Origin of the sequence: Actinosynnema sp. NPDC053489, assembly GCF_044544865.1 — a bacterium.
Lineage (GTDB): Bacteria > Actinomycetota > Actinomycetes > Mycobacteriales > Pseudonocardiaceae > Actinosynnema.
Genome location: NZ_JBITXT010000017.1, coordinates 107,131 through 130,960 on the forward strand (window position 1 = coordinate 107,131; position 23,830 = coordinate 130,960).

General features: G+C 73.9%; 14 protein-coding genes and 1 pseudogene. 6 read left to right on the plus strand and 9 right to left on the minus strand.

Annotated elements, in window-relative coordinates; genetic code table 11:
* Positions 1–23: 23 nt before the first annotated feature.
* Together ACIGNX_RS30515 and ACIGNX_RS30520 are read right to left on the minus strand one after the other, a co-directional pair.
* Positions 24–2,726 carry a SpoIIE family protein phosphatase gene (locus ACIGNX_RS30515; RefSeq protein ID WP_396544280.1) on the minus strand — a complete coding sequence of 901 codons (2,703 nt, stop codon included), beginning with the start codon at positions 2,724–2,726 and terminating at the stop codon, positions 24–26.
* Between the two features lie 177 nt (positions 2,727–2,903).
* Positions 2,904–6,086, minus strand: a complete 3,183-nt coding sequence (locus tag ACIGNX_RS30520; protein ID WP_396544281.1) for a LamG-like jellyroll fold domain-containing protein — start codon at positions 6,084–6,086, stop codon at positions 2,904–2,906.
* Between the two features lie 475 nt (positions 6,087–6,561).
* Between ACIGNX_RS30520 and ACIGNX_RS30525 the strand changes: the two genes are divergently transcribed.
* Entirely contained in the window at positions 6,562–8,997 is a 2,436-nt protein-coding gene (locus ACIGNX_RS30525; RefSeq protein ID WP_396544282.1) for a hypothetical protein, read from the plus strand.
* Positions 8,998–9,001: 4 nt separating this feature from the next.
* Here ACIGNX_RS30525 and ACIGNX_RS30530 read toward each other — a convergent pair whose 3' ends face one another.
* Both ACIGNX_RS30530 and ACIGNX_RS30535 read right to left on the minus strand, forming a co-directional pair.
* Positions 9,002–10,015, minus strand: a complete 1,014-nt coding sequence (locus tag ACIGNX_RS30530) for a HEAT repeat domain-containing protein (RefSeq protein ID WP_396544283.1) — start codon at positions 10,013–10,015, stop codon at positions 9,002–9,004.
* Positions 10,009–10,707 carry a HEAT repeat domain-containing protein gene (locus ACIGNX_RS30535; protein WP_396544284.1) on the minus strand — a complete coding sequence of 233 codons (699 nt, stop codon included), beginning with the start codon at positions 10,705–10,707 and terminating at the stop codon, positions 10,009–10,011. The genes ACIGNX_RS30530 and ACIGNX_RS30535 overlap by 7 nt, the downstream gene beginning before the upstream one ends.
* A gap of 258 nt (positions 10,708–10,965) precedes the next feature.
* On the opposite strand from ACIGNX_RS30535, the gene ACIGNX_RS30540 reads away from it, so the two are divergent.
* The gene (locus ACIGNX_RS30540; protein WP_396544285.1) at positions 10,966–11,610 is read left to right on the plus strand and encodes a PIG-L deacetylase family protein; all 645 of its coding nucleotides are present in this window, start codon (positions 10,966–10,968) and stop codon (positions 11,608–11,610) included.
* Here ACIGNX_RS30540 and ACIGNX_RS30545 read toward each other — a convergent pair whose 3' ends face one another.
* The 5 genes from ACIGNX_RS30545 to ACIGNX_RS30565 form a co-directional block, all read right to left on the minus strand.
* Positions 11,611–11,859, minus strand: a complete 249-nt coding sequence (locus ACIGNX_RS30545) for a zinc-ribbon domain-containing protein (protein WP_396544286.1) — start codon at positions 11,857–11,859, stop codon at positions 11,611–11,613.
* A gap of 45 nt (positions 11,860–11,904) precedes the next feature.
* Positions 11,905–12,783, minus strand: coding sequence for a hypothetical protein (locus ACIGNX_RS30550; RefSeq protein WP_396544287.1), 879 nt, complete (start codon positions 12,781–12,783; stop codon positions 11,905–11,907).
* Positions 12,784–12,895: 112 nt separating this feature from the next.
* Complete coding sequence (gene katG, locus ACIGNX_RS30555; protein WP_396544288.1) at positions 12,896–15,172, minus strand: catalase/peroxidase HPI; 2,277 nt, start codon at positions 15,170–15,172, stop codon at positions 12,896–12,898.
* On the minus strand, positions 15,173–15,622 hold the full coding sequence (locus ACIGNX_RS30560; RefSeq protein WP_396544289.1) for a Fur family transcriptional regulator: 450 nt from the start codon (positions 15,620–15,622) through the stop codon (positions 15,173–15,175).
* A 187-nt stretch (positions 15,623–15,809) separates the two neighbouring features.
* The gene (locus tag ACIGNX_RS30565; protein ID WP_396544290.1) at positions 15,810–18,884 is read right to left on the minus strand and encodes an amidohydrolase family protein; all 3,075 of its coding nucleotides are present in this window, start codon (positions 18,882–18,884) and stop codon (positions 15,810–15,812) included.
* 277 nt (positions 18,885–19,161) lie between these two features.
* Here ACIGNX_RS30565 and ACIGNX_RS30570 point away from each other — a divergent pair, with 277 nt between their 5' ends.
* From ACIGNX_RS30570 to ACIGNX_RS30585, 4 genes and pseudogenes are all read left to right on the plus strand, one after another.
* The gene (locus ACIGNX_RS30570) at positions 19,162–19,737 is read left to right on the plus strand and encodes a TetR/AcrR family transcriptional regulator (RefSeq protein WP_396544291.1); all 576 of its coding nucleotides are present in this window, start codon (positions 19,162–19,164) and stop codon (positions 19,735–19,737) included.
* A 41-nt stretch (positions 19,738–19,778) separates the two neighbouring features.
* Positions 19,779–20,963: a Cmx/CmrA family chloramphenicol efflux MFS transporter gene (locus tag ACIGNX_RS30575; protein ID WP_396544292.1), complete on the plus strand. Its 1,185-nt coding sequence runs from the start codon at positions 19,779–19,781 to the stop codon at positions 20,961–20,963.
* Between the two features lie 34 nt (positions 20,964–20,997).
* Positions 20,998–21,918: pseudogene (locus ACIGNX_RS30580) on the plus strand (NAD(P)-dependent oxidoreductase); the annotation flags it as partial.
* Between the two features lie 247 nt (positions 21,919–22,165).
* Positions 22,166–23,812, plus strand: a complete 1,647-nt coding sequence (locus ACIGNX_RS30585; protein ID WP_396544293.1) for an FAD-dependent oxidoreductase — start codon at positions 22,166–22,168, stop codon at positions 23,810–23,812.
* The last annotated feature ends 18 nt before the right edge of the window (positions 23,813–23,830 follow it).

The following is a 23,830-nucleotide window of genomic DNA, read 5'->3' on the forward strand; positions in this document are numbered from 1 at the left end:
AACCGGTCAGACCGCGCGAACCATCAGGTGGCGCGAACGGTCAGCGGGCAGTCCGGGGCGAGGTCGTCCAGACCCGACACGGACAGGACGCGAGCCGGGGCGGAGTCCGCGGTGACCGTCACGGTCAGCGCGCGGCCCGCGCGGGTGGCCGTCGCGGCGGCGTCGAGCAGGAGGGCGATGCCCGAGCTGCTGAGGTAGCGCAGGCCGGTGAGGTCCAGGTCGACCGGCCGGTCGTCGGTGTCGCCGACGCGGGCCAGCAGGGGCGTGCGCAGCCCTTCCACGGTGTGCAGCTCGAGGTCGCCGGTCAGCCGGACGCACTGCGCGCCGTCGGTCGGGTGGTCGAGCAGCTCCGCGGCCCGCCCCTCGGTCGCCGGGACGGCCGCCGGCGGCGCCGCGGGCGCGCCCGGTTCGGCGACGAGGTGGAAGTCGACGGTGGTGCCGCCCTCGCCCCGGTCGAACGTGACCCGCTCGGCCAGCGTCCGGATGATCCCCGTGCCGCGACCGCGGAACCCGGGGTCGGCGGGCACCGGCCGCCACCGGCCGTAGTCGCGGACGACGACGCGCACACCCGTGGCGGTGGTGGCCAGCTCGTAGTCGAAGTCCCCAGGCACCCCGGTGTAGGCGTGGTCCACCGAGTTGGCCGCCGCCTCGCCCAGCGCCAGTTGCAGGTCGTCCAGCAGGTCGGCCGACAGCGCCGCCGCGACCGCCCACTGGGCCACGGCACGGCGCATCACCGCCAGCGACGGCGGCACGGCGGGCAGGGTGCCCCGCAGCGGCCGGGGCAGGTGGCGCGCGACGACGAGGGCCACGTCGTCGTCCTGGCCCTCGGCGAGCAGCGCGCCGAGGACGGCGTCGGTCAGCTCGTCGGGCGCGGCGGCGCGGGCGTCGGAGACCACGGCCAGCAGGCGGTCCATGCCGCGGTCGAGCGGGACGTCCCGGCGTTCCACCAGGCCGTCGGTGTAGAGCACGACGGTGGCCCCCTCGGGCAGGTCGGCGGCGTGCTCCACGTAGCCGTGCCCGCCCGGCGAGCCCAGCACCGGTCCGGTGCCGCCGGCCAGGAACCGCGCCCCGGCCGGGTCCGCGACCAGCGGCGGCGGGTGCCCGGCCAGCGCCCACCGCAGCACCCCGGTGTCGCAGTCCAGGATCAGGCACGCGCACGAGCTGCCGAGCGCGCCGCCGACCCGGCGGGCGAAGACGTCCAGCCGTTCCAGCGCCGCGGCCGGCGACCGGCCTTCGAGCAGGTAGCCCGCCAGCGCGCTGCGCAACTGGCCCATGACGGCCGCCGCGGCCGGTCCCTTTCCCACGACGTCGCCCACGCACAGCGCCACGCTGCGCTCGTCCAGCGCCAGCACGTCGTACCAGTCGCCGCCGATCTGGGCGTGCGTCGACGCGGGCAGGTACCGCGCCGCGGTGGCCAGCCGGTCCGACGCGGGCAGCTCCCGGGGCAGCAGGCTGCGCTGCAGCGCCTCGGCGATCTCGTGCTCGCGGCGCAGCAGCAGTTCCCGCTCGGCCTCGGCGCGCTGCCGCTCGGTCACGTCACGACCGATCGCCTGCAACCCGGTCGGCGTGATCTGGATGCTCAGCTCCAGGGCGATCACGGTCCCGTCGCCGCGCCGCACCTGCCACACCTCGGTGACGACGTCCGCGCCCGCCCCGCCCCCCGCGGTGCCCCGGCCGGACACCACCAGGTCGGCGGCGTCGGTGCCCACCAGCTCGTCGCGGGTGCGGCCCAGCAACGCGCACGCGGCCGGGTTGACCTCGACGAACCGCGAGTCGCGGTCGAGGATCCAGATCGCGTCGGTGGCGCGTTCCACCAGCAGTCGGTGCCGCTGCTCGCTCTCGTGCCGCGCCCGGTCGGCGTGCACCCGCTGCACCGCGTCCCAGCACCGGCCCACGACCTCGGAGAGCAGGTCCACCTCCGCCTGTCCCCACCGCCGCACCGACGCCTGGTGCACCGCCAGGCCCGCGACCAGCCGCCCGCCGCGCAGCAGCGGGACGGACACCACCGCGCGGATGCCGGTGCGCTCGTAGGCGGACCGGTCGTCGTCGCGCAGCCGGGAGTCGTTGACGGCGTCGGTGACCACCCACGGCTGACCCGCCCGCATCGCGAGCAGCGCGGGCTCGCCGAACTCCGACATCGCGAACCGGCCGCGCAGCGGCGGCAGGCCGACCGCGTGGCCGCCGCTCATGACGAAGTGGTCCTCGTCGGGTTCCACCAGGGCGTACCCGCACCGGTCGGCTTCGAGGTGCTCGCACAGCAGCCCGGTCACCACCGCCATGACCTGCTCGGCGTCGTCCACCCGCCGCAACCGCTGCTCCAGCGCCGTGAGGAACCGGGTGCGCTGCTCGCCCAGCCGCCGCCGGGTGACGTCGGCGAGCATCCCCCGCACCCGCACGGGCGCGCCGCCGCCGTCGCGCACCACCTGCGCGCGGCACCGCAACCACATCAGCCGCCCGTCCGCCGCCGTGGCGCGGAACTCCAGCTCGAAGTACTCCTCGGCGACGCCCGACCGCCAGGCGCGCTCCACGTCCGCGCGGTCGGCCGGGTGGATCAGCCGGGCCAGGTCGGCCGGTTCGCCGTACCAGTGCCCGGTCGGGTAGCCCAGCAGCGCGGCGACGTTGTCCGAGACGAACGTGAACCGGCGCGCCGGCACGTCGGCCTCCCACACGACCACGCCCATGCCGTCGACGAGACCGGCCAGGTCCGCTCCTCCCGGTGCGGTCACCGCGCCTCCTCGTCGAGCGTCGAGCCGGCCGCGGACCACCGGGCGTGACAAGCGCACTGAGTCACATCCGCACAGGTTATACCGCCGTTGTGCGGCGACGAAGAGTCCGTGCGCGCCGGTGGGCCGCGGGGAGTCCCGCGGCCCACCGGCACCCCGTTCGATCAGCGGGCCCGTTGATCAGCGGGCGGCGTGCTGCTCGGCCACCTCCCCGTCGGTGAGGGCCCGGTCCACCGCGCGGACCTCGTCCACCGCACCGTTCCAGAAGTCGGTGCGCGCGCCGGCGTACTCGGCGCGACCGATGGCCAACGGCCCGGTGCTCACCTCGTCCGGCCCGATCGGGATCGCCGCGGCCCGCACGCCGTCGACGTACAGGCGCGTCTCGCCCGCCGCCTCGTCGCGGACGCCGACCAGGTGGTACCAGCGGCCCGGTTCCGGGGTGGCGGCCAGCGTGGCGCGCCGGCCGCCGGGCACGCTGAACGCCCACCTGCCCTGCCCGTACTGCAGGTAGAACGGGTTCTCCACGCGCCGGCCGTCCTGGCTGACGGCGGTGGCGTAGTTGCCGGGCAGCGAGTCGAGCCGCACCCACGCCGACACCGAGTACGAACCGGTGGTGTCGAGCACCGGTCCGGAGGTCTCGGCGTAGTCGCCGTCGCCGTCGAACCGCAGCGCCTGCCCGCGCACCCCGGTCGTCCACGACGCGTCACCGGAGAGCGACACGGGGTTCGCGGCGCCCGCGGTGTCGTCGCCGTCGCCGTCCAGCGACCACGAGCCCTGGCCGTCGTAGGTCCGCCCGGCCGCCGCCGCGCCGGCCGCGATGACCCGCGCGTTCACCTCGCGCACCGGCCCGGGGTCGACCTTGAGCTCACGGCGGTCGTAGGTCCACAGGCCGTTCAGCTCGGTCTCCACGTCGGTGACCTGCGTGTAGACCGAGCCGGACAGCTCCGCGCCGGCGGCCTCCAGGTAGAACCGCTCGGTGTTGGCGACGTACTTGGCGGTCAGCGCCGCCCTGTCGGCCACACCGCTGTAGATCACGGCCGGCGCGCCGGGCCACTGGTGGCCGGGGGTGCGCAGGGTGAACCCGCCGTGCTCGCCGTCCACCGCGACGCGGCGGGCGTCCGGCCACGCGGGGTCGGTGTTGCCGTAGTCGTGGTGGTCGATCACGTCGCCCTTGCCCGAGTCGCCCTTGGACGCGCAGCAGTTGACGCCGCTGTGGGCGTTGACCACCCGCGACGGGTCGGCGGCCCGCACCGCCTCGGCGATGCGGCCGGTCTCCTCCCGGTCCCACTCGCCCCAGCCCTCGTTGAACACGGTCCACCCGATGACGGCGGGCGAGTCGTGCAGTTGCTCCAGGGTGCGGGCGCCCTCGGTGAGGAACGCCTGCCGGCCGGTCTCGTTCGTGGCGTTGACGTTGACGAAGTCCTGCCACACCAGCACGCCCAGCCGGTCGGCGTGGTAGTACCACCGGGCCGGCTCCACCTTGATGTGCTTGCGCAGCGCGTTGAACCCGAGGTCCTTCTGCGCCTTGATGTCCCACGCCAGCGCCTCGTCGCCGGGTGCGGTGTTCAGGCCGTCGGGCCAGAAGCCCTGGTCGAGCATGGCCAGCGAGAACACCGGTCGGCCGTTGAGGACCAGCTTCGGGAAGCCGGCGACGTCGCGCACGCCGATGGAGCGCATGCCGAAGTAGCTCCGGACGCGGTCCTCGTCGCGTCCGTCCTCCAAGGACACGTCGAGGTCGTACAGGTAGGGGTCGTCGGGGCTCCACAGGTGCGGGTCGGGCACCGGGAGCACCAGGTCGGCGTTCGGCGCGCCGGTGACCGCGCCGACCTCCTTCCCGCGCTTGTCGCGGGCGGTGGCGGTGACCCGGGCGGTCGCCGAGGCCGTGGCGGACGACACGCGGACGGTCAGCGCGCTCTTGGCGAGGTCCGGGGTGGTCTTGACGTCGTCGATCGCCTTGTCCGGCACGGGTTCCAGCCACACGGTCTGCCAGATGCCCGAAGACGGCGTGTAGACGATGCCGCCGGGGTTGCGGGACTGCTTGCCGATCGGCTGGTCGTCCCCGGTGGTGTCGGTGACGGCGACGATCAGCTCGTGCCGGCCGCCGCCGCGCAGGGCGTCGGTGATGTCGGCGGTGAACGCGGTGTAGCCGCCGGTGTGCTCGGCGACCGGCGTGCCGTCCACCCACACGCGGGCGTGGTGGTCGACCGCGCCGAAGTTCAGCCTGAGCCGCTGCCCCCGACCGACGCGCCAGTCGCGCGGCACGTCGAACTCGCGGCGGTAGAACATGTGGTCCTCGTGGCGCTCCAGCCCGGAGAGCTGCGACTCGACCGGGAACGGCACGGTGATCCGCTCGGGCAGGCGGCGGCCGAACACCGGCGCCTGGCCCTCGGTGGCGGCGGAGAACTCCCACCGGCCGTTGAGGTTCAGCCACTCGTCGCGCTCCTGCTGCGGGCGCGGGTACTCCGGCAGCGGCCGGTCCCGGTCCACCCGCTCGCCCCACGGCGTCCTGAGGCGCCGGGTGGAGGTGTTGGTCGCGGTGCGGGTGATCCGCGGCACGGCCCGGCCCCCGACGACCAGGCCGCCCTCCCCGTCGTAGGTGACCCGGACGCGTTGCGGTGCCTGCACGGTGGCGCCCAGCCGGACGACGACCTCGGCGCGGTCGCGGCGGCCGACGGCGGCGGACTCGATCGGGAACGGCACGGTGTCGACCTCGACCCGCAGGTGCGAGCGGAGGTCGCCCAGGTCGTCGACCCGCTGGTCGAAGACGGCGTCGAGCCGCCGGCCGTCCGGCGAGACGGTCAGGCCGACGGGGTAGACCGGGAAGTCGGCGGGCGGGAGGAACGCCGACTCGGGCACCGGTTGTGCGGCGAGCCCGGGCGCGGACCAGCGCAGGCGCAGGTTGGCGCCGCCCACGTCCTGGAACAGCTCCATCCGGAAGTCGTGCCGCTCGCCGGCGACGAGCCGCACCGGCGCGCTGTGCTGCTCCACGTCCCAGTCGCCGACCCAGTGGTCGATGACCGGCGCGCCGTCGAGGAACAGGCGGAACCCGTTGTCACCGATCGCGTGGAAGGTGTAGTCGCCGGTGGCGGGGGCGGCCAGGCTGCCGGTCCAGCGGGCGGTGGTGTGCTCGGTGCGGCCGGTGAGCTGCTGGAACGTGCCGGTCAGGTCGGAGAAGTCGACGTTGGGGTCGAGGGTGGTGCCGCCCGGCTCGGCGAAGTCGCGGGCGCCGGGCGCGGACATCCGGAAGTACTCGCCCTTCAGGCCGTGCGCGGGTGGCGCGGCGGCGGTCGCGGGTAGGGCGAGGACGGGGGCGAGGAGCAGGGACAGGAGCAGGGCGGACAGCCGGCGGGCGGCAGGGGACATGCGAACTCTCCTCGGGCTCGACTATGAGGCCCATCACAACTCCGTTCATCTATCCACAGATGTCCGCAGAACTCAACAACAACCGCCACCAATGGGAGCGCTCTCCCGCCTGGACCGCTCAAGCTCGCACAAAGGTTGAACCACCGCCCGGCGACCGCCCCACCAGGCGGCCGGCCCCTCGGCTCGCCCCCGTGCCCGTCTCCGACGCTCCACCCGATCGGGTGGGAAAACGGAGCGCTATCGCTTTTCGGGCAATCGCGGTAGGCCCTATTTGTGGACATCCGGGTGAAATCGCATGCGCCACCCACGTGGAATGACGCACGCCGGTAGGGGCGCGCCGCCGGGTGCTGCGCTGTCGGGATGCTCGTGGCCCGCAGGCGGGTGACAGGGGTCTTCTCCACCGACTCGGGTCCTTAGCGTGCCTGGGGTCCGGACGGCGGTGCCGCCGCTCCGGTCCAGGGAAAGAGGAAACGTCATGCGAAGACGCGTGATCATCTGGTCGGCGACGAGCGCGCTCGTCGCCGCCGCCGTCGTCGTTCCGGGCACGGCGGCGGCGGACCCGACCTCCGCCGCCACGTCGACGTTGACCAAGTCGGTCCGCGGCGTCACCAGCCCGGCCGACCACGGCGCCACCGCCACCTGGGTCGTCGGCTACGACAACAACGGCACGGGCGTCGGTCCGGCCACCGTCACCGACGCCGTGGGCGCAGGCCAGTCCTACGTCCCCGGCTCGCTGCACGTGCCGCCGGGGTGGACGCCGTCGTGGTCCACCGACGGCAGCACCTTCCAGGCCACCGAACCGGCCTCGGGCGTGGTCGCGGTCCGCGCGCAGAACCCCGTCGCCGGGCCGGACGGGACGTCGCTGTCGAGCCTGCTGACGCCGCCGGTGCAGGCGAGCACCACGGCCACCGGCGGCGACGGGTTCACCGCGCTGCTGCACCGCACCCCCACCGGCGCGCTCCAGGCGTGGAACATCTACCACCACGCGGCACCCGCCACGCCGAAGGTCGTGTGCAGCGACCTGGGCTCCGCGCAGCCGTGCCCCGGCGGCCCGTGGCCCAAGCCGCTCAACACCACGCCCGGACCGCTGGGCTCCGGCTCGACCGGTGACATCGGCAGCCCGATGGCGCAGCAGTACTTCCGCGACCCCGCCAACCCCGACCAGGTCCTCTACGCCGCCGTGACCGCCTCGTCGGTCGGCGTCGGCTGCCTCGACCTGGCCGCCGCGGCGAACTGCGGTTACTGGCCCCTGGCGACCGCCGGCGGCTCGCCGTCGGGCATCTACAGCCTCGCCGGGCTCGTGGAGGTCGGCGGGAACCTCTACGGCGTCACCAGCACCGGCACGGTCACCTGCTGGACCGTCGCCACGCGCGCCGCCTGCCCCGGGCAGCCGTACGCGCCGATCGTGCCGCCCAGCGGCGACCAGCCCTCCAGCCTGTACTACTACGGCGCGCTGACCGTCGTGGCGGGCAAGGTCTTCGCCTCCTCGTCGCGGCCCAACACCGGCAGCCAGGCGGCCATGGGCTGCTTCGACCCGGCCACCGCGACGGCGTGCGCCGGCTGGGCCTCGCCGCGCCCCATCGGCGCGCCGGGCAACTACACCTACAACGCCTACACCACGTACGGCACGACGGGCGCGCAGGTCGGCGCCTGCTCCACCACCACCGGCTCCTCCCCCGGCATCACCACCTGCTACGCCCTGGACGGCTCGGCGCTGCCCGCGCCCGCGTCGTTCGCCGGGCTGCCCGCCGGGGTGATCGCGTTCAACCCCGAGGTGATCACCGACCCGAACGGCCACCTCCGCAGCTACCTGCCGACCTGGGGCGGCCCGTACGCCGGCGCCACGTTCTGCCAGGACTGGACGACGGCGGCGGCGTGCGCGGGCGTGCCGCGCCCGATCACCCACCCGGGCGTCAACGGCGGCAACACCCGCGACTACGGCTACACCTACGACGTGCCGACCGGCTGCCTGATCGGCCTGGGCGACGCGGGCGTGCTGTTCTCGATGGACCCGCTCACCGGCAGCTCGCCGTGCGTGCGCTCCGGCGGCCGGGTCACCCTGACGCCCGGCGACTTCTACTGCGACGGTGCGACCAACCACGTGCGGGGCTACGGCTCCGCCCGGCTGGTCGGCGTCACGCCCGGCAACGTGGACCTCGGCGCGTCCCGGGTGACCGTGGTCGACCAGGACGGCGCGACCGTGGCCACGCCCGGCTTCGCGCCCGACGGCTCGGTCGACCTCAGCGGCATCTCCCCGACCGCCCACCCGTCCGTCACCGTCACCACGACGCTGGTGCTGACCAGCGGCGCGGACTTCGGCGGCGGCAACCAGCCCAGGCTGGTCGTCGACTTCACCGGCGACCCGCCGCAGGTGTGCCTGCGCACCACCATCGCCGCCGACTGCGCGGTGGCCGACGTCGCCAACACCGCCACCGGCGTCGACGCCACCGGCTCGTTCAGCTCGAACACCGTCACCGTCCCGGTCGCGCCGGGCGCCGCGTGCAAGCCCGTGGTGACCGCGGACAAGGAGATCTGCGCCTCGAAGACCGCGTCCCGCTGCGGGCCGGGCGGCTCGGGCCCGTGGGTCAAGAAGGCGACCGTGGGCACGCTGGGCGTGCTCAACGCGACCGCGTACTGGCGGATCACGGTGACCAACCAGGGCCCCGTCGCGGTCACCGACGCCCGGGTCGTGGACTACGAGGAGCCGGCGTGCGAGGCGGCGGCCGGGACGTTCAGCCTGCAACCCGGTGAGACCAGGCACTTCTACTGCTCCACCTACGCCCTGCTGACCCTGTTCCCGCTCACCAACGAGGCGAAGGCGAGCTACGTGCCGCGCAACTCGCCCGCGGGCACCCCGCCGTCGTACTCGGCGTGGTCGTCGGCGGTTGCCTGCGGCCTGCTCTGCCTGTAGGCCGTCAACCGGCCCCGTCGCCCCGGTCTTCGAGCACCTCGACGAAGGCCGAGGCGACGAGGGCGACGGCGCGGTCGTCGTCGTGGGCCAGGTCGCGCAGCACCCGCGACGCGGCCGGCCCCGGCAGCTCGACCAGCGCCTGGACCACGCGCAGCCGGACCGCGGTGGGCCCGTCGAGCTCGGCGACCAGCGCGGTCAGGATCGGACCGACGCGGTCGGGGTCCCGGGACAGCGCTCCCAGGACCTCGGCCGCCGCCACGTCGTGGACGCCCTCGACCACCATCCCGACGAGGGTCGGCACGGCCTCGGCCACGCCGCGCCCGCCCAGCGCGAGGGCGGCGTGCCGGCGCACGGTCGCGTCCGGGTCCGCCAAGGCACCCAGCAGCACGTCGACCACACCCGGCGCGTCGGGCAGCGCGGCGAGCGCCGGCACCGCGCGCCGCCGGACCTCGACGTCGGGTGAGCGCGCCCCGGCGGCCAGCGCCGCCGCCCCAGCGCCCTCCGACCGGGCCAGCGCCCAGCGCAGCGCGCCCGCGACGTGGGGATCGGTCTCCGCCAGCACCGCCCCGGCCAGCAGGTCGGCGGGCGGCGGCACGTCGTCCGGCCGGGACAGCACGGCCTGCTGCCGGCGGGCGGCGCTGGCCGAGCCGAGGCCCTGCATGAGCTCCACCACGCGCAGGACGTCCTGCCAGCCGGCGGGCGCGGAGGCGTCGATCACGCGAAGCCGGTCGAGCAGCTCCCGTTCCCGCGCCAGGCGCTCCTCGGTCACCCGGACGAGGTCGCGGACCAGGTCGGACGGCGTGAACGCCGGGTCTTCCAGCGCGCGGGCGACCTGCCTGAGCGACAGGCCGAGCGACCGCAGGCTCTCCACGTGGAAGATCCGCCGGATGTCGTCGGCGGAGTACTCGCGGTACCCGCCGACCGTGCGACCGGTCGGCCGCACGAGCCCGAGGGTGTCGTAGTGCCGCAGCATCCGGGCGCTCACGCCCGAGCGGCGGGCCACCTCGCCGATCAGCAACCCGGCGGCTCCGGTGTCGCGGCGGCCCGTCGCGGGCCGAGCGCGCTGATCCGCCTCGCCTCCGCCACGGCGGCGTCGAACCCGGACTCCGGGTCGCGCAGCAGCAGCTCGGTGGCGCGGGCGTGCTCGGCCACCGCCGGGTCCGGGTCGGTCGCGGCCCGGGCCAGGGCGGGCTCGGCCACGTCGCCGAGGTCGACCAGGGCGCGGCTCAGGCTCAACCGCACCTCCCGGTCGCCGCGGCCGAGTTGGCCGACCAGCTCGTCGGCCAGGGCCGTCCGCTCCCCCTCGGGCACGAGGACCACCGCGGCCCGCCACGCCGTCCGGGCGACCTCGTCGTCGGCGTCGCGCAGCGCGTCCCGGGTGATCCACGGCCACGCGGCCCGGTCGCCGATCTTGGACAGCGTGTGCAGCGCCTGGGCGCGGGCCCGGGCGCGGTCCGAGCCGAGCTCCGCCCGCAGCCTGGGCAGCGAGACCTCCGGCGCGAGCCTGGTCAACGCCCACGACAGCATGTCGCGGACGAAGAAGTCCGGCTCGACCCCGCACCGCTCGACCAGCACGTCCACCAGGGCGGGGTCGGGGTCGGAGCCGACCGCCAGGGCCGCCCGGAGCCGTGCCGAGGAGTCGTCGGCGCGCAGGGCGTTCGCGATCGCGTCGCGTCGCGGGGAACGGGTTGTCGGGTTCAGCGGGACCACCTCCTGCGCCCAGTGGACACCTTGTCACAGTGTGAGGGTCAACCGACGGAGCCGGCCCGCCGCACGGGCCGATCGCACCGGCCCTTTCCGCACCTCGCGTCACCGCCCGTTCCGCTTGGCCCGATTTAATCCCCCGAATCGGTGAGCCGGTAATCCGGACAAACAGGAGTACGGTACTTCCCGATCTCACGGCACCATCAACCCCAGAAGGCGAGCGGAATTCCGAATGTCGGGCGTCCTCACCCGAAAGGGATCGCGGTGAACCAGCTGCACTCGTTCCAACCGCTGAACGTCGTCGCGGTGTCGCCGCACGCGGACGACGCCGAGTACGGTGCCGGCTGCCTGCTCGCCGCCTACGCCGCCGCCGGGCACCGGGTGACCGTCGCCCTGATGACCGGGGCGGACGAGGTTCGCGCCGCCGAGGCGAAGGCGGCGGCCGTGGTGCTGGGCGCGGACCTGGTGACCGACCCGTCCGGCAACGACGGCAGCCTCGACGTCACCGGTGCGCGGGTGCGGTGGTTGGAGGAGCAGGTCGAGGCGGCGGACGTCGTGCTGGCGCCGCACCCCGACGACACCCACCAGGACCACCGGGCCACGAGCGCGATCGTCCGGGCCGCGCTGCGCCGGTCCGGGGTGAGCCTGTGCTGGTACCGCACGCCCAGCAGCGGCCAGGCGTTCGCGCCGACGGCGTTCCACCCCGTCACCGAGCACCTGGCGCGGACCCGCCAGCGCGCCATCGACCTGCACCGCAGCCAGTCCGGTCGGAGCTACCTGCGGCGGGACCACCTGACCCTGAAGGACGCGTGGTTCGGCTGGGTGGGCGGCCACCCGGCCGCCGAGCCGTTCGAGGTGGTCCGGCAGCGCATCATCGCGCCACCGGTCCGGGTGATGGCGACCCGCTGACTACCAGGGTGCGCCGCTGCCCTGGTGCAGCAGGCGCGTCGCGTCGTGCTTGGACAGCCGGTTGGTCAGCCCGCAGTACGTGCACTGGGTGGTGTACGTGGTCCGGACGGGGAACAGCGGGATGAAGAACAGCGAGAACTTCGTCACCGCCTTGTGCAGCGGGTGGGCCGAGCGGTTGCCGCACCGGGGGCACAGCAGCGTCAGCATGGCCAGGGCGAAGACCCTGGTCCGCAGGCCGAAGATCAGCACGTGGTGTCGCACTCCTCGTCGAGTCGTCGGTGCCGGTCGCGTGGGTCAGGCGACCAGGTACTGCTGCCCCGGCAGGAACTCGCCCAGGGGCACCGCCTTCGCGCCCGCCGCCAGCACCACCTCGGTGAACGGGTCGCCGGCGTGCATGGCCAGCAGCAGCGATCCCGCGCCGAACCACCGCCGGTCCACCACGTCCCGTCGCGCGGCGGGCAGGCTCTCGTTGAGCGCCCAGTTCGAGATGAACAGGTCGGCGTCGACCTCCGTCGCGCCCACCAACCCGATCGGCACGAGGTTCACCCGCCCGGGGACCGGGCGCACCGGAGCGGAGTCGTGCAGCACCACGCGGTCCTCGCCGAGCACCGCGGACAGGTACAGCCACTGCACCGCGCTGAAGATCGGCGTGTCGAAGACCACGCAGGTCGGCGAGCCGCCGTGCAGGGCCACGAGCAGGCGCAGGAGGGCGCCGAACCCGCCACCCCACTCCACGACCGTGTCGGCCTCGTCGATCCGCCGCCCGGTCGTCTCCTGGTAGCGCAGCAGGTGGAAGAGCTGGTGCACGGTGTTGGACGACGTCACGACGTCGGTGCCGGGCACGCGCACCACCGGCGGGTCGCCCACCGGGGGTTCGGCGAGCAGCCGCTCGTCGGCGAGCCGCGACCGCACGTAGGGCAGCTCGAACGGGAGCACCCGCTCGTTGACGAACATCTGGTAGGCGATCGCCGGGTGGCGCAGGAAGTCGCGCGGCGGCACGTCGAGCAGGTCGCGTTCCAGCTCCGCGTTGCGCTGCGCCCAGTCCGGCCGCACGTACCGCGCGTCCACGCACCCCCGCACGGCCGCCACCCGGTCGGCGAACCGCCGCGCCAGCCCGGCGAACGGGTCGTCGCCGAGCGGTTCGCGCGGCCGGTCGACAGGTGAGTGGTGCACAGTGTGTCGCTACCCCGCCCGGGTCCGGCAAAACACCGCCGGACCGGGTCGCGGGACGGGCGAGCCCGGCCGGTCGGCGGGCGATCGGCCGGGCTCGTCGGTGGTGCGGGGATCAGACCAGGTCGAACCGGTCCAGTTCCATGACCTTCGTCCAGGCGCCGACGAAGTCCGCGACGAACTTCTCGCGGGCGTCGTCACCGGCGTAGACCTCGGCCAGGGCGCGCAGCTGCGAGTTCGAGCCGAACACGAGGTCGACGGCGGTGGCCGTCCACTTCAGCTCGTCGGTCGCGGCGTCGCGGATCTCGTAGACGTTCTCCTCCGACTCCGACGCCTTCCACCGGGTGCCCGGCGACAGCAGGTTGGCGAAGAAGTCGTTCGTCAGCACGCCCGGCCGGTCGGTGAACACGCCGTGCCGCGTGCCGCCGTGGTTCGCGCCGAGGGCGCGCAGACCGCCGACCAGGACGGTCATCTCCGGGGCGGTCAGGTCCAGCATGTAGGCGCGGTCGACCAGCAGCACCTCCGGCTGGAGCTTCTCGCCGGCGCGCACGTAGTTGCGGAAGCCGTCCGCGCGCGGCTCCAGGACCTTGAACGACTCGACGTCGGTCTGCTCCTGCGCGGCGTCGGTGCGGCCCGGGCGGAACGGCACCGTCACGTCGAAGCCGGCCTCGCGGGCGGCCTGCTCGACGGCGGCGGAGCCGGCCAGCACGATCAGGTCGGCCAGCGAGATCTTCGCGCCGCCCGCCTCGTTGAACTCCCGCCGGACGCCCTCCAGGGTCTCCAGCACCTTCGCGAGCTGCTCGGGCTGGTTGACCTCCCAGTTGCGCTGCGGCTCCAGGCGGATCCGGGCGCCGTTGGCGCCACCGCGCTTGTCGGTGGAGCGGAAGCTCGCCGCCGACGCCCACGCCGTGGTGACCAGCTCGGCCGTGGTGAGGCCCGAGTCGAGCACCTTCGCCTTGAGGGCGGCGACGTCGGCGTCACCCACCAGCTCGTGGTCGACGGCCGGCACCGGGTCCTGCCACAGCTGCGCCTCGGGGACCCACGGCCCCAGGAACCGGCTGACCGGGCCCATGTCGCGGTGCAGCAGCTTGTACCACGCCTTGGCGAACGCCAGCGCGAACTCGTCGGGGTGCTCCAGGAAGCGGCGGGAGATCTTCTCGTAAGCCGGGTCCACGCGCAGCGACAGGTCCGTCGTCAGCATGGTCGGCTTGTGCTTCCTCGACGGGTCGTGGGCGTCGGGGATGATCTCCTCGGCGTCCTTGGCGACCCACTGCTTCGCGCCACCGGGGCTGGTGGTCAGCTCCCACTCGTAGCCGAACAGGATCTCGAAGAAGCGGTTGCTCCACTCGGTCGGCTTGTCCGTCCACGTCACCTCCAGACCGCTGGTGATCGTGTCCGCGCCCTTGCCGCTGCCGTGGGTGCTCAGCCAGCCCAGGCCCTGCGCCTCGATCGGGGCGCCCTCCGGCTCGGGACCGACGTGGCCGTCCGCGACGCCCGCGCCGTGGGTCTTGCCGAACGTGTGGCCGCCGGCGATGAGGGCGACGGTCTCCTCGTCGTTCATCGCCATCCGGCCGAAGGTCTCCCGGATGAAGTGCGCCGCCGCCAACGGGTCGGCGTTGCCGCGCGGGCCCTCCGGGTTGACGTAGATCAGGCCCATCTCGGTCGCGCCGACCTCGGGTGCCATCTCGGACTCGCTGACGTACCGCTCGTCGCCCAGCCAGGCGTCCTCGGGACCCCAGAAGATCTCCTCGGGCTCCCAGACGTCCTCGCGGCCGAAGCCGAAGCCGAAGGTCTTGAAGCCCATGGACTCCAGGGCGACGTTGCCGGCGAGCACCAGCAGGTCGGCCCACGAGACCTTCTGGCCGTACTTCTGCTTGACCGGCCACAGCAGCCGGCGCGCCTTGTCGAGGTTGGCGTTGTCGGGCCAGCTGTTCAGCGGCGCGAACCGCTGGCCGCCGTCGCCCGCGCCACCGCGGCCGTCGTGGATGCGGTACGTGCCGGCGGCGTGCCAGCTCATCCGGATCATCAGGCCGCCGTAGTGGCCGAAGTCCGCGGGCCACCAGTCCTGCGAGGTGGTGAGCACCTCGGTGATGTCGCGCTTGAGGGCCTCCACGTCGAGCTTGGCGAACTCGCGGGCGTAGGAGAAGTCCTCACCCAGCGGGTTGCCCTTGGACGAGTGGGCGTGCAGCACCGAGAGGTCGAGCTGGTTGGGCCACCAGTCCTGGTTGCGACGGGCGCGGCCACCCGTCTTGGCAGTCGGCGAGTCGATCGCCGGGTTCTCGCTCTCGCTGCCGTGCGAGGTCACGGAGTCGTGCGCGACCGGGCAGCCGACCGCGGCCTTCTGGTCCACGCCCTGAGCGCTCGACTGGGGCGTTGCCTTGGGGTCGCTCATCTACTTCCTTCCAACTGGCGGTTCGGTGGCGGTGTTCTCGGCCGAGCAGTCGGGACAGGTGCCCCAAAAGACGACCTCCGCCTCGTCGACCCGGAACCCGGAGTCGTCGGAGGCGGTGAGACAGGGGCTGTGGCCCACGACGCAGTCGACGTCCGCGATCGCGCCGCAGGACCGGCACACGACGTGGTGGTGGTTGTCCCCCACGCGGGACTCGTAGCGCGCCGTCGCGCCGGCGGGCTGGATGCGCCGCACCAGGCCGGCGTCGGTCAACGCCCGCAGCACGTCGTAGATGGCCTGGTGGGACACCGTGGGGTGCTCGGCGCGCACCAGCGCGATCACCGACTCGGTGTCGACGTGCGGGTGGTCGCGCAGCACCGCGAGCACCGCCAGGCGGGGGCGGGTGACGCGCAACGAGACCGCGCGCAGCTGCGCCTCGAAGTCCGATGTCACGCCACCGACCCTAGTCCCTTATCTGGAGCGGATCAAAATTAGGCCGGTCACACCGCCTCACCCGACAGGCCGATCCGTTGCGGCGACCGGGCATCGAGGACGTGTGACGGTGGTAACGCCCGGTCCGGTGGCGGCCCGGGCGCGGGCGACCCCTGCTGCGAATGGGTGCCCCCACCGACCGCGGGCCTCAGCACCCGTGCACGGCCCACTCCGGTTCGTGCCACCAGTGCTCCGGGTCGTGCGCCGGGTGCCCCGCGTGCGACCGGGGTCGCGCCGCGGTGGCGGGGGGCGGGGTGCGGAACGGCGCCAGCAGGTCCTCGACCCGGTGCACGACCCCGCCGACCGCGACCCGCCGGACGGCCGCCGCGGCGCGGATGTCGGCCAGCGGGTCGCCCGCCACCAGCGCGAGGTCGGCGTGCGCGCCCGGCCGCAGGGTGCCCACCTGCCCGGACAGCCCCAGCCAGGCCGCCGGGTTGCGCGTCGCCGTGGTCAACGCCTCCAGCGGGGTGAAGCCGAACTCGACCATCGCCCGCAGGTTCTGGTGCGTCGCGGTGGCCACGGTGTCCAGCGGGGCGTCCGTGCCGCAGACGACCAGGCCGCCGCCGCGGTGCACCCGCAGCACCGCGTCCACCCAGCCCGCCAGGACCTCGCGCGACCAGGGCGACCCCGGCGTGCCCGCGGCCTCGGCGTCGGCGGCGTAGCGCTGGTGCTCCCACGGCGGGAACAGCACGCGGGTGCGCTCGTCGGTCACCAGGGACCGGTCGTCGGCGTAGAGGGCGCGGGAGTGGAACAGCGTCGGCGTGACCGACATGCCGGAGCGCAGGAACAGCTCCACCACGTCCTGGTAGGCGCGACCCGTGCGGCTGATCGTGTGCGAGTAGCCGAGCCGGTTGGTCGCGCCGACGTGCTCCATGCCGTCCATGCCGACGGCCGCCGCCGGGTACAGGTAGTGCGAGGTCAGCGGGACCCCGGCGCGGTGCGCGGCGCGCACGGCCTCGCGCTGGAGCTCCACCGGCAGCCGCACGTACGTCTTGACCAGGTCGTAGTCGAGCGCGAACGCCCGCTCCAGCTCCAGGTCGAGCTGCTCGCGCGACGACGTCGGCCGCGTGAAGTTGTAGTGGACGCGCGAGCCGTCGACCGCCTCGCCGGTGCCGAACAGCCTCGGCCCGACCAGCGCGCCCGCCGCCAGCGCCTCCCTCGTCTCCAGCAGCTGGTAGGCCGGGTCGCCCGGCGAACGGGTCGTCGTGATGCCGTAGGCCAGCCACGCCCGGCCCTGGCGCGCACCCCACTGGCGGCCGCGCAGGTGCCAGTGGTTGTGGGCGTCGACCAGGCCGGGCATCGCCACGAGGTCCCGCGCGTCGACCACCAGGTCCCCGGCCGCCGGGCGGTGCGGCCGGATCTCCAGCACGCGCCCCCGCTCCACGACGACGTCGACGTCGTGCCGCAGGCGGTCGCCCTCCCCGTCCCACACCGCGCCCGCGCGGATCACGGTGCGGCGCGGCGGTTTCGGCCTGCGCCAGGAGAAGTCCAGCCGGATGGTGCGCGGCGGTCCCCCGGCGACGCCGACCCGGCGCAGCACCCCGTTGCACAGGTACACCAGGGCGTCCGGGCCGCACCACGCGAGGGAGTCGGTCACCTCGCGCGTCACCCGGCGCGGGTCGCCGAGGAACCGGCCCGCCGCGTCGACCGCGACCACCCAGGCGACGCCCTCCACCACGAACGCCAGGTGGCGGCCGTCGGGCGACCACACCGGCCCGTCGTCGCCCCGGGTCGCGATCGAGCGGAACGGCATGGGCTCGGTGTAGCGCAGCGCGCCGTCGCGCAGGTCGACGGTGAGGACCTGGCTGGTGCCCTCCCGGAACCTCCGGGAGAACGGCTTCACCGCGGCCAGCGCGAGCACGGTGCCGTCGGCCGACCACGACGGCCTGCCGGGGCCGAACAGGGTCGGCGTGACCCGCGTCCGGGCGCCCGCCGCGACGTCGAGCACCCACACCGCGCCGTCCTGGTCGACGTAGGCGATCCGGCCGCCGTCCGGGGAGAACCGCGGCACCGTCTGCGCGCCCGCCACCGCGCCGCCCACCGGCGCGTCCTGCCCGGTCACGAGGTCGCGCAGCCGCAGCGCCGGTACGCCGTCCCGGTCGCTGGAGTACACGAGCGAACGTCCGTCGGGCGCGAAGTCCGGGTCGGAGTCGAAGGAACCGCCGTCGGTGAGCCGGCGCGGCCTGCCGCCCGTGATCGGCACGACGTGGACGGCGTTGAGCGCGCGGAACGCGAGCTGCCCGCCGTCGCGGGACACGACGGGGCTCGCGATGCCGCGCACCGGGCCGCCGTCGACCTCCCGCGCGGGGCGGCGGGGCGTTCGGCGGGCGACCGGGACGGTGGCCTCGAACGGGATGTCCCGCACCGAGCCGTCCGGTTCGCGGCGGCGGACGCGGCCGTCGGCGGTGTAGAGGGCGGATCGCCCCACCCACGTGGCGGCGAAGCCGAAGACGTCCTCGCCGCTGGTGACCTGCCGGTCACCCAGGACCAGGTCGGCACGGGCGCCGCGCACCAGCGTGTAGCTCGGCGTGCCGTCCGGGCCGAAGGCCGCGCCGTGGACGCGCCCGTCCGCCGGGGCGGTGACGAGGCGGGCGCGGTCGCCCGTGGCGAGCGTGACCACCTCCACGGCGGTCTCGTCGACCGCGAAGACGATCCGCTCGCCGTCCGCCGACCAGCGGGGCGCGGCGGCCTCGCCGGGCGGTCCGGTGAGCGCCGTGAGGTCGCCCGAGGCGAGGTCGAGCAGCCAGACGGCGTAGGAGCCGCCCCGGTCGCTGGTGAGGGCGATGCGCCGGCCGTCCGGGGAGAACGCGGGCTCCCGGTGGTCGAACCGACCGCGCGTGAGCTGCCGCGGTTCGCCGCCGGTGACGTCGACGACGCAGAGGTGGAAGTTGCCGTCCCGATAGGACTGGAAGGCGATCGACCGCCCGTCGGGCGACCACGACGGCAGCGTGGCGTCCTGGAGGTCGTCGGTGAGCCGGCGTGCCGTCCCGCCGGTGGACGGCAGCACCCAGATGGCGGTCACCAGGTCCAGGGCGAGCCACCGCCCGTCCGGCGAGAGGGCGACCGAGGTGTTCGTGCCCTCCCGCAGCACGGCCGCGCCGCCCGGTTCGGCCCCGGCCGGCGCGCCGGGCGTGGCGGCCGGGGCGCTCGCGGCGCCCAGCGCGACCGCCGCCCGACCGGTGCGCGCCAGCACCTCGCGGCGTGAAAGGTCTTCGTGCGCCATCACCGCGCCCCTCCCCCGGGAGGTTCTCGGACCTCCGTTCGGCAGGGTGCCAGGAAAGCGCGCCGCGGGACGCGGACCGCCGCCGCAACGCCGTGACGTGGAAGACGCGACCTGTTCGGGTGAGGTGTCCGCGCCACTGATCCCGGGGGGAGGCGACGGGGCCCGGCCGGACGCCACCCGATCGGGATCACCGCGGTCGCAACCCCCGGCACAGTGCCGTGACCTGCGCGAAGCTCCTGATTTGAACGTACGTTACAGAAATGCTACCGTCGAGGACATGGTTCGCCCCAAGGCGTTCGACCCCGACTCCGCCCTCGACAACGCCATGAAGACGTTCTGGTCGAAGGGCTTCATGGCGACCACCGTGCAAGACCTGGTGGACTCGACCGGGCTGGGACGGGGCAGCCTGTACAACGCCTTCGTGAGCAAGGAGCAGCTGTTCCGCGACGCGCTGCGCCGTTACGACTCGGTGTGGACCGCGCGGCAGGAGCAGGTGCTCGCCGGGCCGGGGAGCCTGCGGGACCGGGTTTCCACGTTGCTGATGACCGTCGTCGACGAGGAGACCGTCCAGGGCCCGCCGCGCGGGTGCCTCGCCGTGAACGCGGCGCTGGAGCTCGCCGACCACGACCCGGCGGTGCGCGAACTCGTCCGCGACGTGTTCGTGCGGATGGAAGACGCGCTGCACGAGGCGATCCGCGCCGCCCAGGCCACCGGCGAGGTGACCGGCGACGACGACGCGCGCGGCCTGGCGCTGTACGTCCTCAACTCGATGTACGGGCTGCGCGTGCTGGGGAAGACCGCCTCCCGCGAGTCCCTCGTGGGGGTCGTAGAGATGGTCCTGCGCGCTTTGTAGGCACACGGCGCGACCATCACCGATTCCGACGGGAGATGGAAATGCCGCTCGCTGTGTACGTCCTCGGACTCAGCGTGTTCTGCATCGGTACGAGCGAGTTCATGGTCTCCGGCCTGCTCCCCGAACTGGCCGCGGACCTCGCGGTGTCCATTCCGGACGCTGGACTGCTGATCTCGGGGTACGCGCTCGGCGTCGTGGTCGGCGGCCCGGCCCTCACCCTCGCCACGTTGCGGGTGCCGCGCAAGACCGCGCTGGTGGGGTTGCTCGGCCTGTTCGTCGTCGGGCAGACCGTCGGCGCGCTCGCCGAGGGCTACGCGATGCTCATGACCGGTCGGGTCGTCGCCGCCCTGGCGCAGGGCGCGTTCTTCGGCGTCGGTTCCGTCGTGGCCGTCGAGCTGGCGGGCCCGCAGCGGCGCGGTCGCGCGCTGGCGATCATGTTCAGCGGCCTCACGGTCGCGACGGTCCTGGGCGTGCCCGCGGGGACGATCCTGGGCCAGCGGGGCGGGTGGCGCACCAGCTTCTGGGTGGTCGACGCCCTGGCCGTGCTGGCGGTGCTCGGCGTGCTGTTCCTGGTGCCGCGCCTCGCACCGCCGCGGCACGTCGGCGTGCGGGCCGAGTTCGGCGCGTTCCGCAGGCCGCGGGTGTGGGTGGCGCTGTCCACCAGCATGCTCACCCAGGCCGCCGTGTTCTGCTGCTTCAGCTACCTGGCCCCGCTGTTCACCGACGTCTCCGGCTTCCCGCCGGGCGCGGTGTCACCGTTGCTGATGCTGTTCGGCGTCGGCTGCTTCGCCGGCAACCTGATCGGCGGGAGGTTCGCCGACCGGCGGCTGCTCGCCACGCTGTACGCGGGCACGACCGCGATGGCGGTGGTGCTGGCCCTGCTGTCGGTGCTCGCGCACGACAAGTGGGCCACGGTGGTGGCCGTGGCGGCGTTCGGCGTCGCGGCCTTCTCGATCAACCCGGCGCTGCAGGCGCAGGTGATGCGCGAGGCCGGTGACGCGCCGACGCTGGCCACCACGACCAACACCTCGGCGTTCAACGTGGGGAACACCCTCGGGCCGTGGCTCGGCGGCCTGGCGATCAGCGCGGGGCTCGGCTTCACCGCGCCCGCGTGGCTCGGCGCCCTGCTCGCCGTCGCGGGACTCGGCGCCGCCCTGCTCGCCGGATTGCTGCGCCGCGGTGAACCCGTCGATTCCGAAGCGATTCCGGCCGTGACGCGCGGTTGACCGCGACCGGGAACGGGAACACAGAAACCAGCGACACACCCCCCATTACATCGAACAGAGTAGGAGATTACTTTCCATGAGCACGTCCGAAGCACCTGTCGTCGCTGTCCTGGGCACCGGGACAATCGGTTTCCCGGTGGCCCGGAATCTGGCCGCCAAGGGATTTTCCATTCGAGCTTGGAATCGCACCGCGAGCAAGGCCCGGGAATTGGCGGAGCACGGCGTCCAGGTGGCCGACTCGCCCGCCGCCGCGGTCGAGGGCGCCGACGTGGTGGTCACCGTCCTCAAGGACGGCCCGATCGTGTCCGACACCATCAAGGCCGCCGAGCCAGGGCTGCGCGAGGGCGTCGTCTGGGTGCAGCTGAGCACCGTCGGCGAGGACGTCGACGGTCTCGCCGCGTTCGCCGACGAGCGGGGGCTGGTCTTCGTCGACGCGCCCGTGCAGGGCACCCGCCAGCCCGCCGAGAACGGCCAGCTCGTGGTGATGGCGGCGGGGCCGCGGAGCGTGCGGCCGAAGGTCCAGCCGCTGTTCGACGCGATCGGCAAGCGCACCCTGTGGGTCGGGGACGACGGCGCGTCCGGTGCCGCGAGCAGGCTGAAGCTGGTGCTCAACACCTGGGTCATCGCCCTGACGCACGGTGTCGGCGAGTCGCTGGCGCTGGCCAAGGGCCTCGGCGTCGACCCCGCGCACTTCATCGACGTGGTCACCGGGGGCCCGATGGACAACGGCTACTTCCAGATGAAGTCCGCCGCCGTGCTGTCCGGGGACTTCACCCCCAGCTTCACCGTGGACAACGCCGAGAAGGACGCCCGCCTCGTCCTCGACGCCGCCGAGCGCGCGGGCGTGCGCGTGGACTCGACCGCCGCGGGCCACGCCCGCTTCGCGCGCGCCTCCGCGCAGGGCCACGGCGGCGAGGACATGGCCGCCGGCTACTTCGCCAGCTTCACCGACTGATCCCGCCCTTTCCCCGATCTATTCGGACGCGGCCGGGCAGGTGATTTTTCACCTGCTCCGCCGCGGGCCCTGCCGTGCCCTCTTCCCTAGATGGTCACCGCGCCTTCGCGCGACTGTCCGCCAATTCTTGGCGACCATTTCCCGGGACCTTGGAATAAGAGATCCCGCTCGCACCGCTTGACAAGCCGTCACCGGTCCGTGAAAAGCTGGGAATTACACCAGGAAATGCCGAAACCCGGAGGTTCGCATGGGACTTCTGACCCGTCGTGCCGTGTTGGCGGGCGCCGGCGCCGCGCTCGCCGGCACCGCCGTGCCGCCGCACTTATCCGTCGCGGCGCCGGCCGCGACCGCCGATCCCGCGCACACCGTGCGCCCCGACGACCCCCGTTATCCGCAGCTCGTCACCGGCAACAACCAGCGGTTCGTCGCCTCACCGGAGTACTTCCGGATGCTCCGGTCACCCGCCGACGCCGAACAGGCCGTGCGACAGGCCGTCGAGGCGGGCAAGCGGGTCTCCGTGCGCAGCGGCGGGCACTGCTTCGCCGACCTCGTGTGCCACCCCGAGGCGCAGGTCGTGCTCGACCTGTCCGGGATGCACGGCGTGGGCTACGACCCGGCGATGCGCGCGTTCGCCGTCGAACCCGGCGCCCGCCTGCTCAACGTCTACGAGGACCTGTTCACCGGCTGGGGCGTCACCATCCCCGGCGGCATGTGCTGGAGCGTCGGCGCCGGCGGGCACGTGGCCGGTGGCGGCTACGGCCTGCTCTCCCGGGCGCACGGCCTCGTGGTGGACCACCTGCACGCCGTGGAGGTCGTCGTGGTCGACCAGGACCACCGCGTCCGGACCGTGGTCGCCACCCGCGACCCGGAGGACCCCCACCACGACCTGTGGTGGGCGCACACGGGTGGCGGCGGCGGCAACTTCGGCGTCGTGACGCGGTACTGGTTCCGCTCGCCCGACGCGCGGGGCACGGCCCCGGCCGAGCAGCTCGTGCGCCCGCCGTCGACGGTGCTGGTGCGCGCGGTGTCCTTCCCCTGGGAGGACCTCGGCGAACGCGAGTTCACCCGCCTGCTGGCCAACTTCGGCCGCTGGCACGAGGAGCACAGCGGGCCCGACGCGCCGCAGCGCAGGCTGAGCAGCGTGTTCAACGTCTGCCACCGGGCGCACGGCTCGCTGGACATCTTCATCCAGGTCGACGGCGGCGCGCCGGACGCGCAGCGGATGCTCGACGACTACCTGGGCGCGCTCGTCGAGGGCACCGGCCTCGTCCCGAAGGCCATGCGCAGGGGGTCGGGCGACCTGGCCGCGATGCCGGAGCTGGACCGGGCGCAGCGCCTGCCGTGGCTCAACGCCGCGCGGCTGGTGGGCCTGAACAACCCGACCATCACCCACCCGTCGCTGCGCGGTGCGCACAAGTCGGCGTTGATGCGCAGGGGTTTCACCGACGGGCAACTGTCCACGATGTACCGGCACCTGACCTCGGCCGAGTACGCCAACCCGAACACGATGATCGTGCTGTTCTCCTATGGCGGCCGGGTGAACTCCGTCGCGCCCGGCGCCACCGCCGCCGCCCAGCGCTCCTCGATCTTCAAGATGCTCTTCCAGACCTTCTGGGGCGACGCCTCCGGCGACGGAGCGGGGCTCGGCTGGGCCCGGGGCATCTACGAGGAGTTCTTCGCGGGCACCGGTGGCGTGCCCGTGCCGAACGACCGGCACGAGGGCTGCTACGTCAACTACCCCGACACCGATCTCAAGGACCCGGCGCGCAACCGCTCCGGCGTCCCGTGGCACGACCTGTTCTACGGCGCCAACTACCGGCGCCTGCAGGAGGCCAAGCGCCGGTGGGACCCCACCGACTACTTCCGGCACTCCCTCTCGATCCAACCGCGGTGACCGACCCACAAGGAGGAG

Bases quoted from the DNA above. Each gene is read 5' to 3' on its own strand.
- ACIGNX_RS30520 (WP_396544281.1), bottom strand. From the start codon at position 6,086: ATGTCCCCTGCCGCCCGCCGGCTGTCCGCCCTGCTCCTGTCCCTGCTC.
- ACIGNX_RS30525 (WP_396544282.1), top strand. From the start codon at position 6,562: ATGCGAAGACGCGTGATCATCTGGTCGGCGACGAGCGCGCTCGTCGCC.
- katG (WP_396544288.1), bottom strand. From the start codon at position 15,172: ATGAGCGACCCCAAGGCAACGCCCCAGTCGAGCGCTCAGGGCGTGGAC.
- ACIGNX_RS30565 (WP_396544290.1), bottom strand. From the start codon at position 18,884: ATGGCGCACGAAGACCTTTCACGCCGCGAGGTGCTGGCGCGCACCGGT.
- ACIGNX_RS30570 (WP_396544291.1), top strand. From the start codon at position 19,162: ATGGTTCGCCCCAAGGCGTTCGACCCCGACTCCGCCCTCGACAACGCC.
- ACIGNX_RS30575 (WP_396544292.1), top strand. From the start codon at position 19,779: ATGCCGCTCGCTGTGTACGTCCTCGGACTCAGCGTGTTCTGCATCGGT.
- ACIGNX_RS30585 (WP_396544293.1), top strand. From the start codon at position 22,166: ATGGGACTTCTGACCCGTCGTGCCGTGTTGGCGGGCGCCGGCGCCGCG.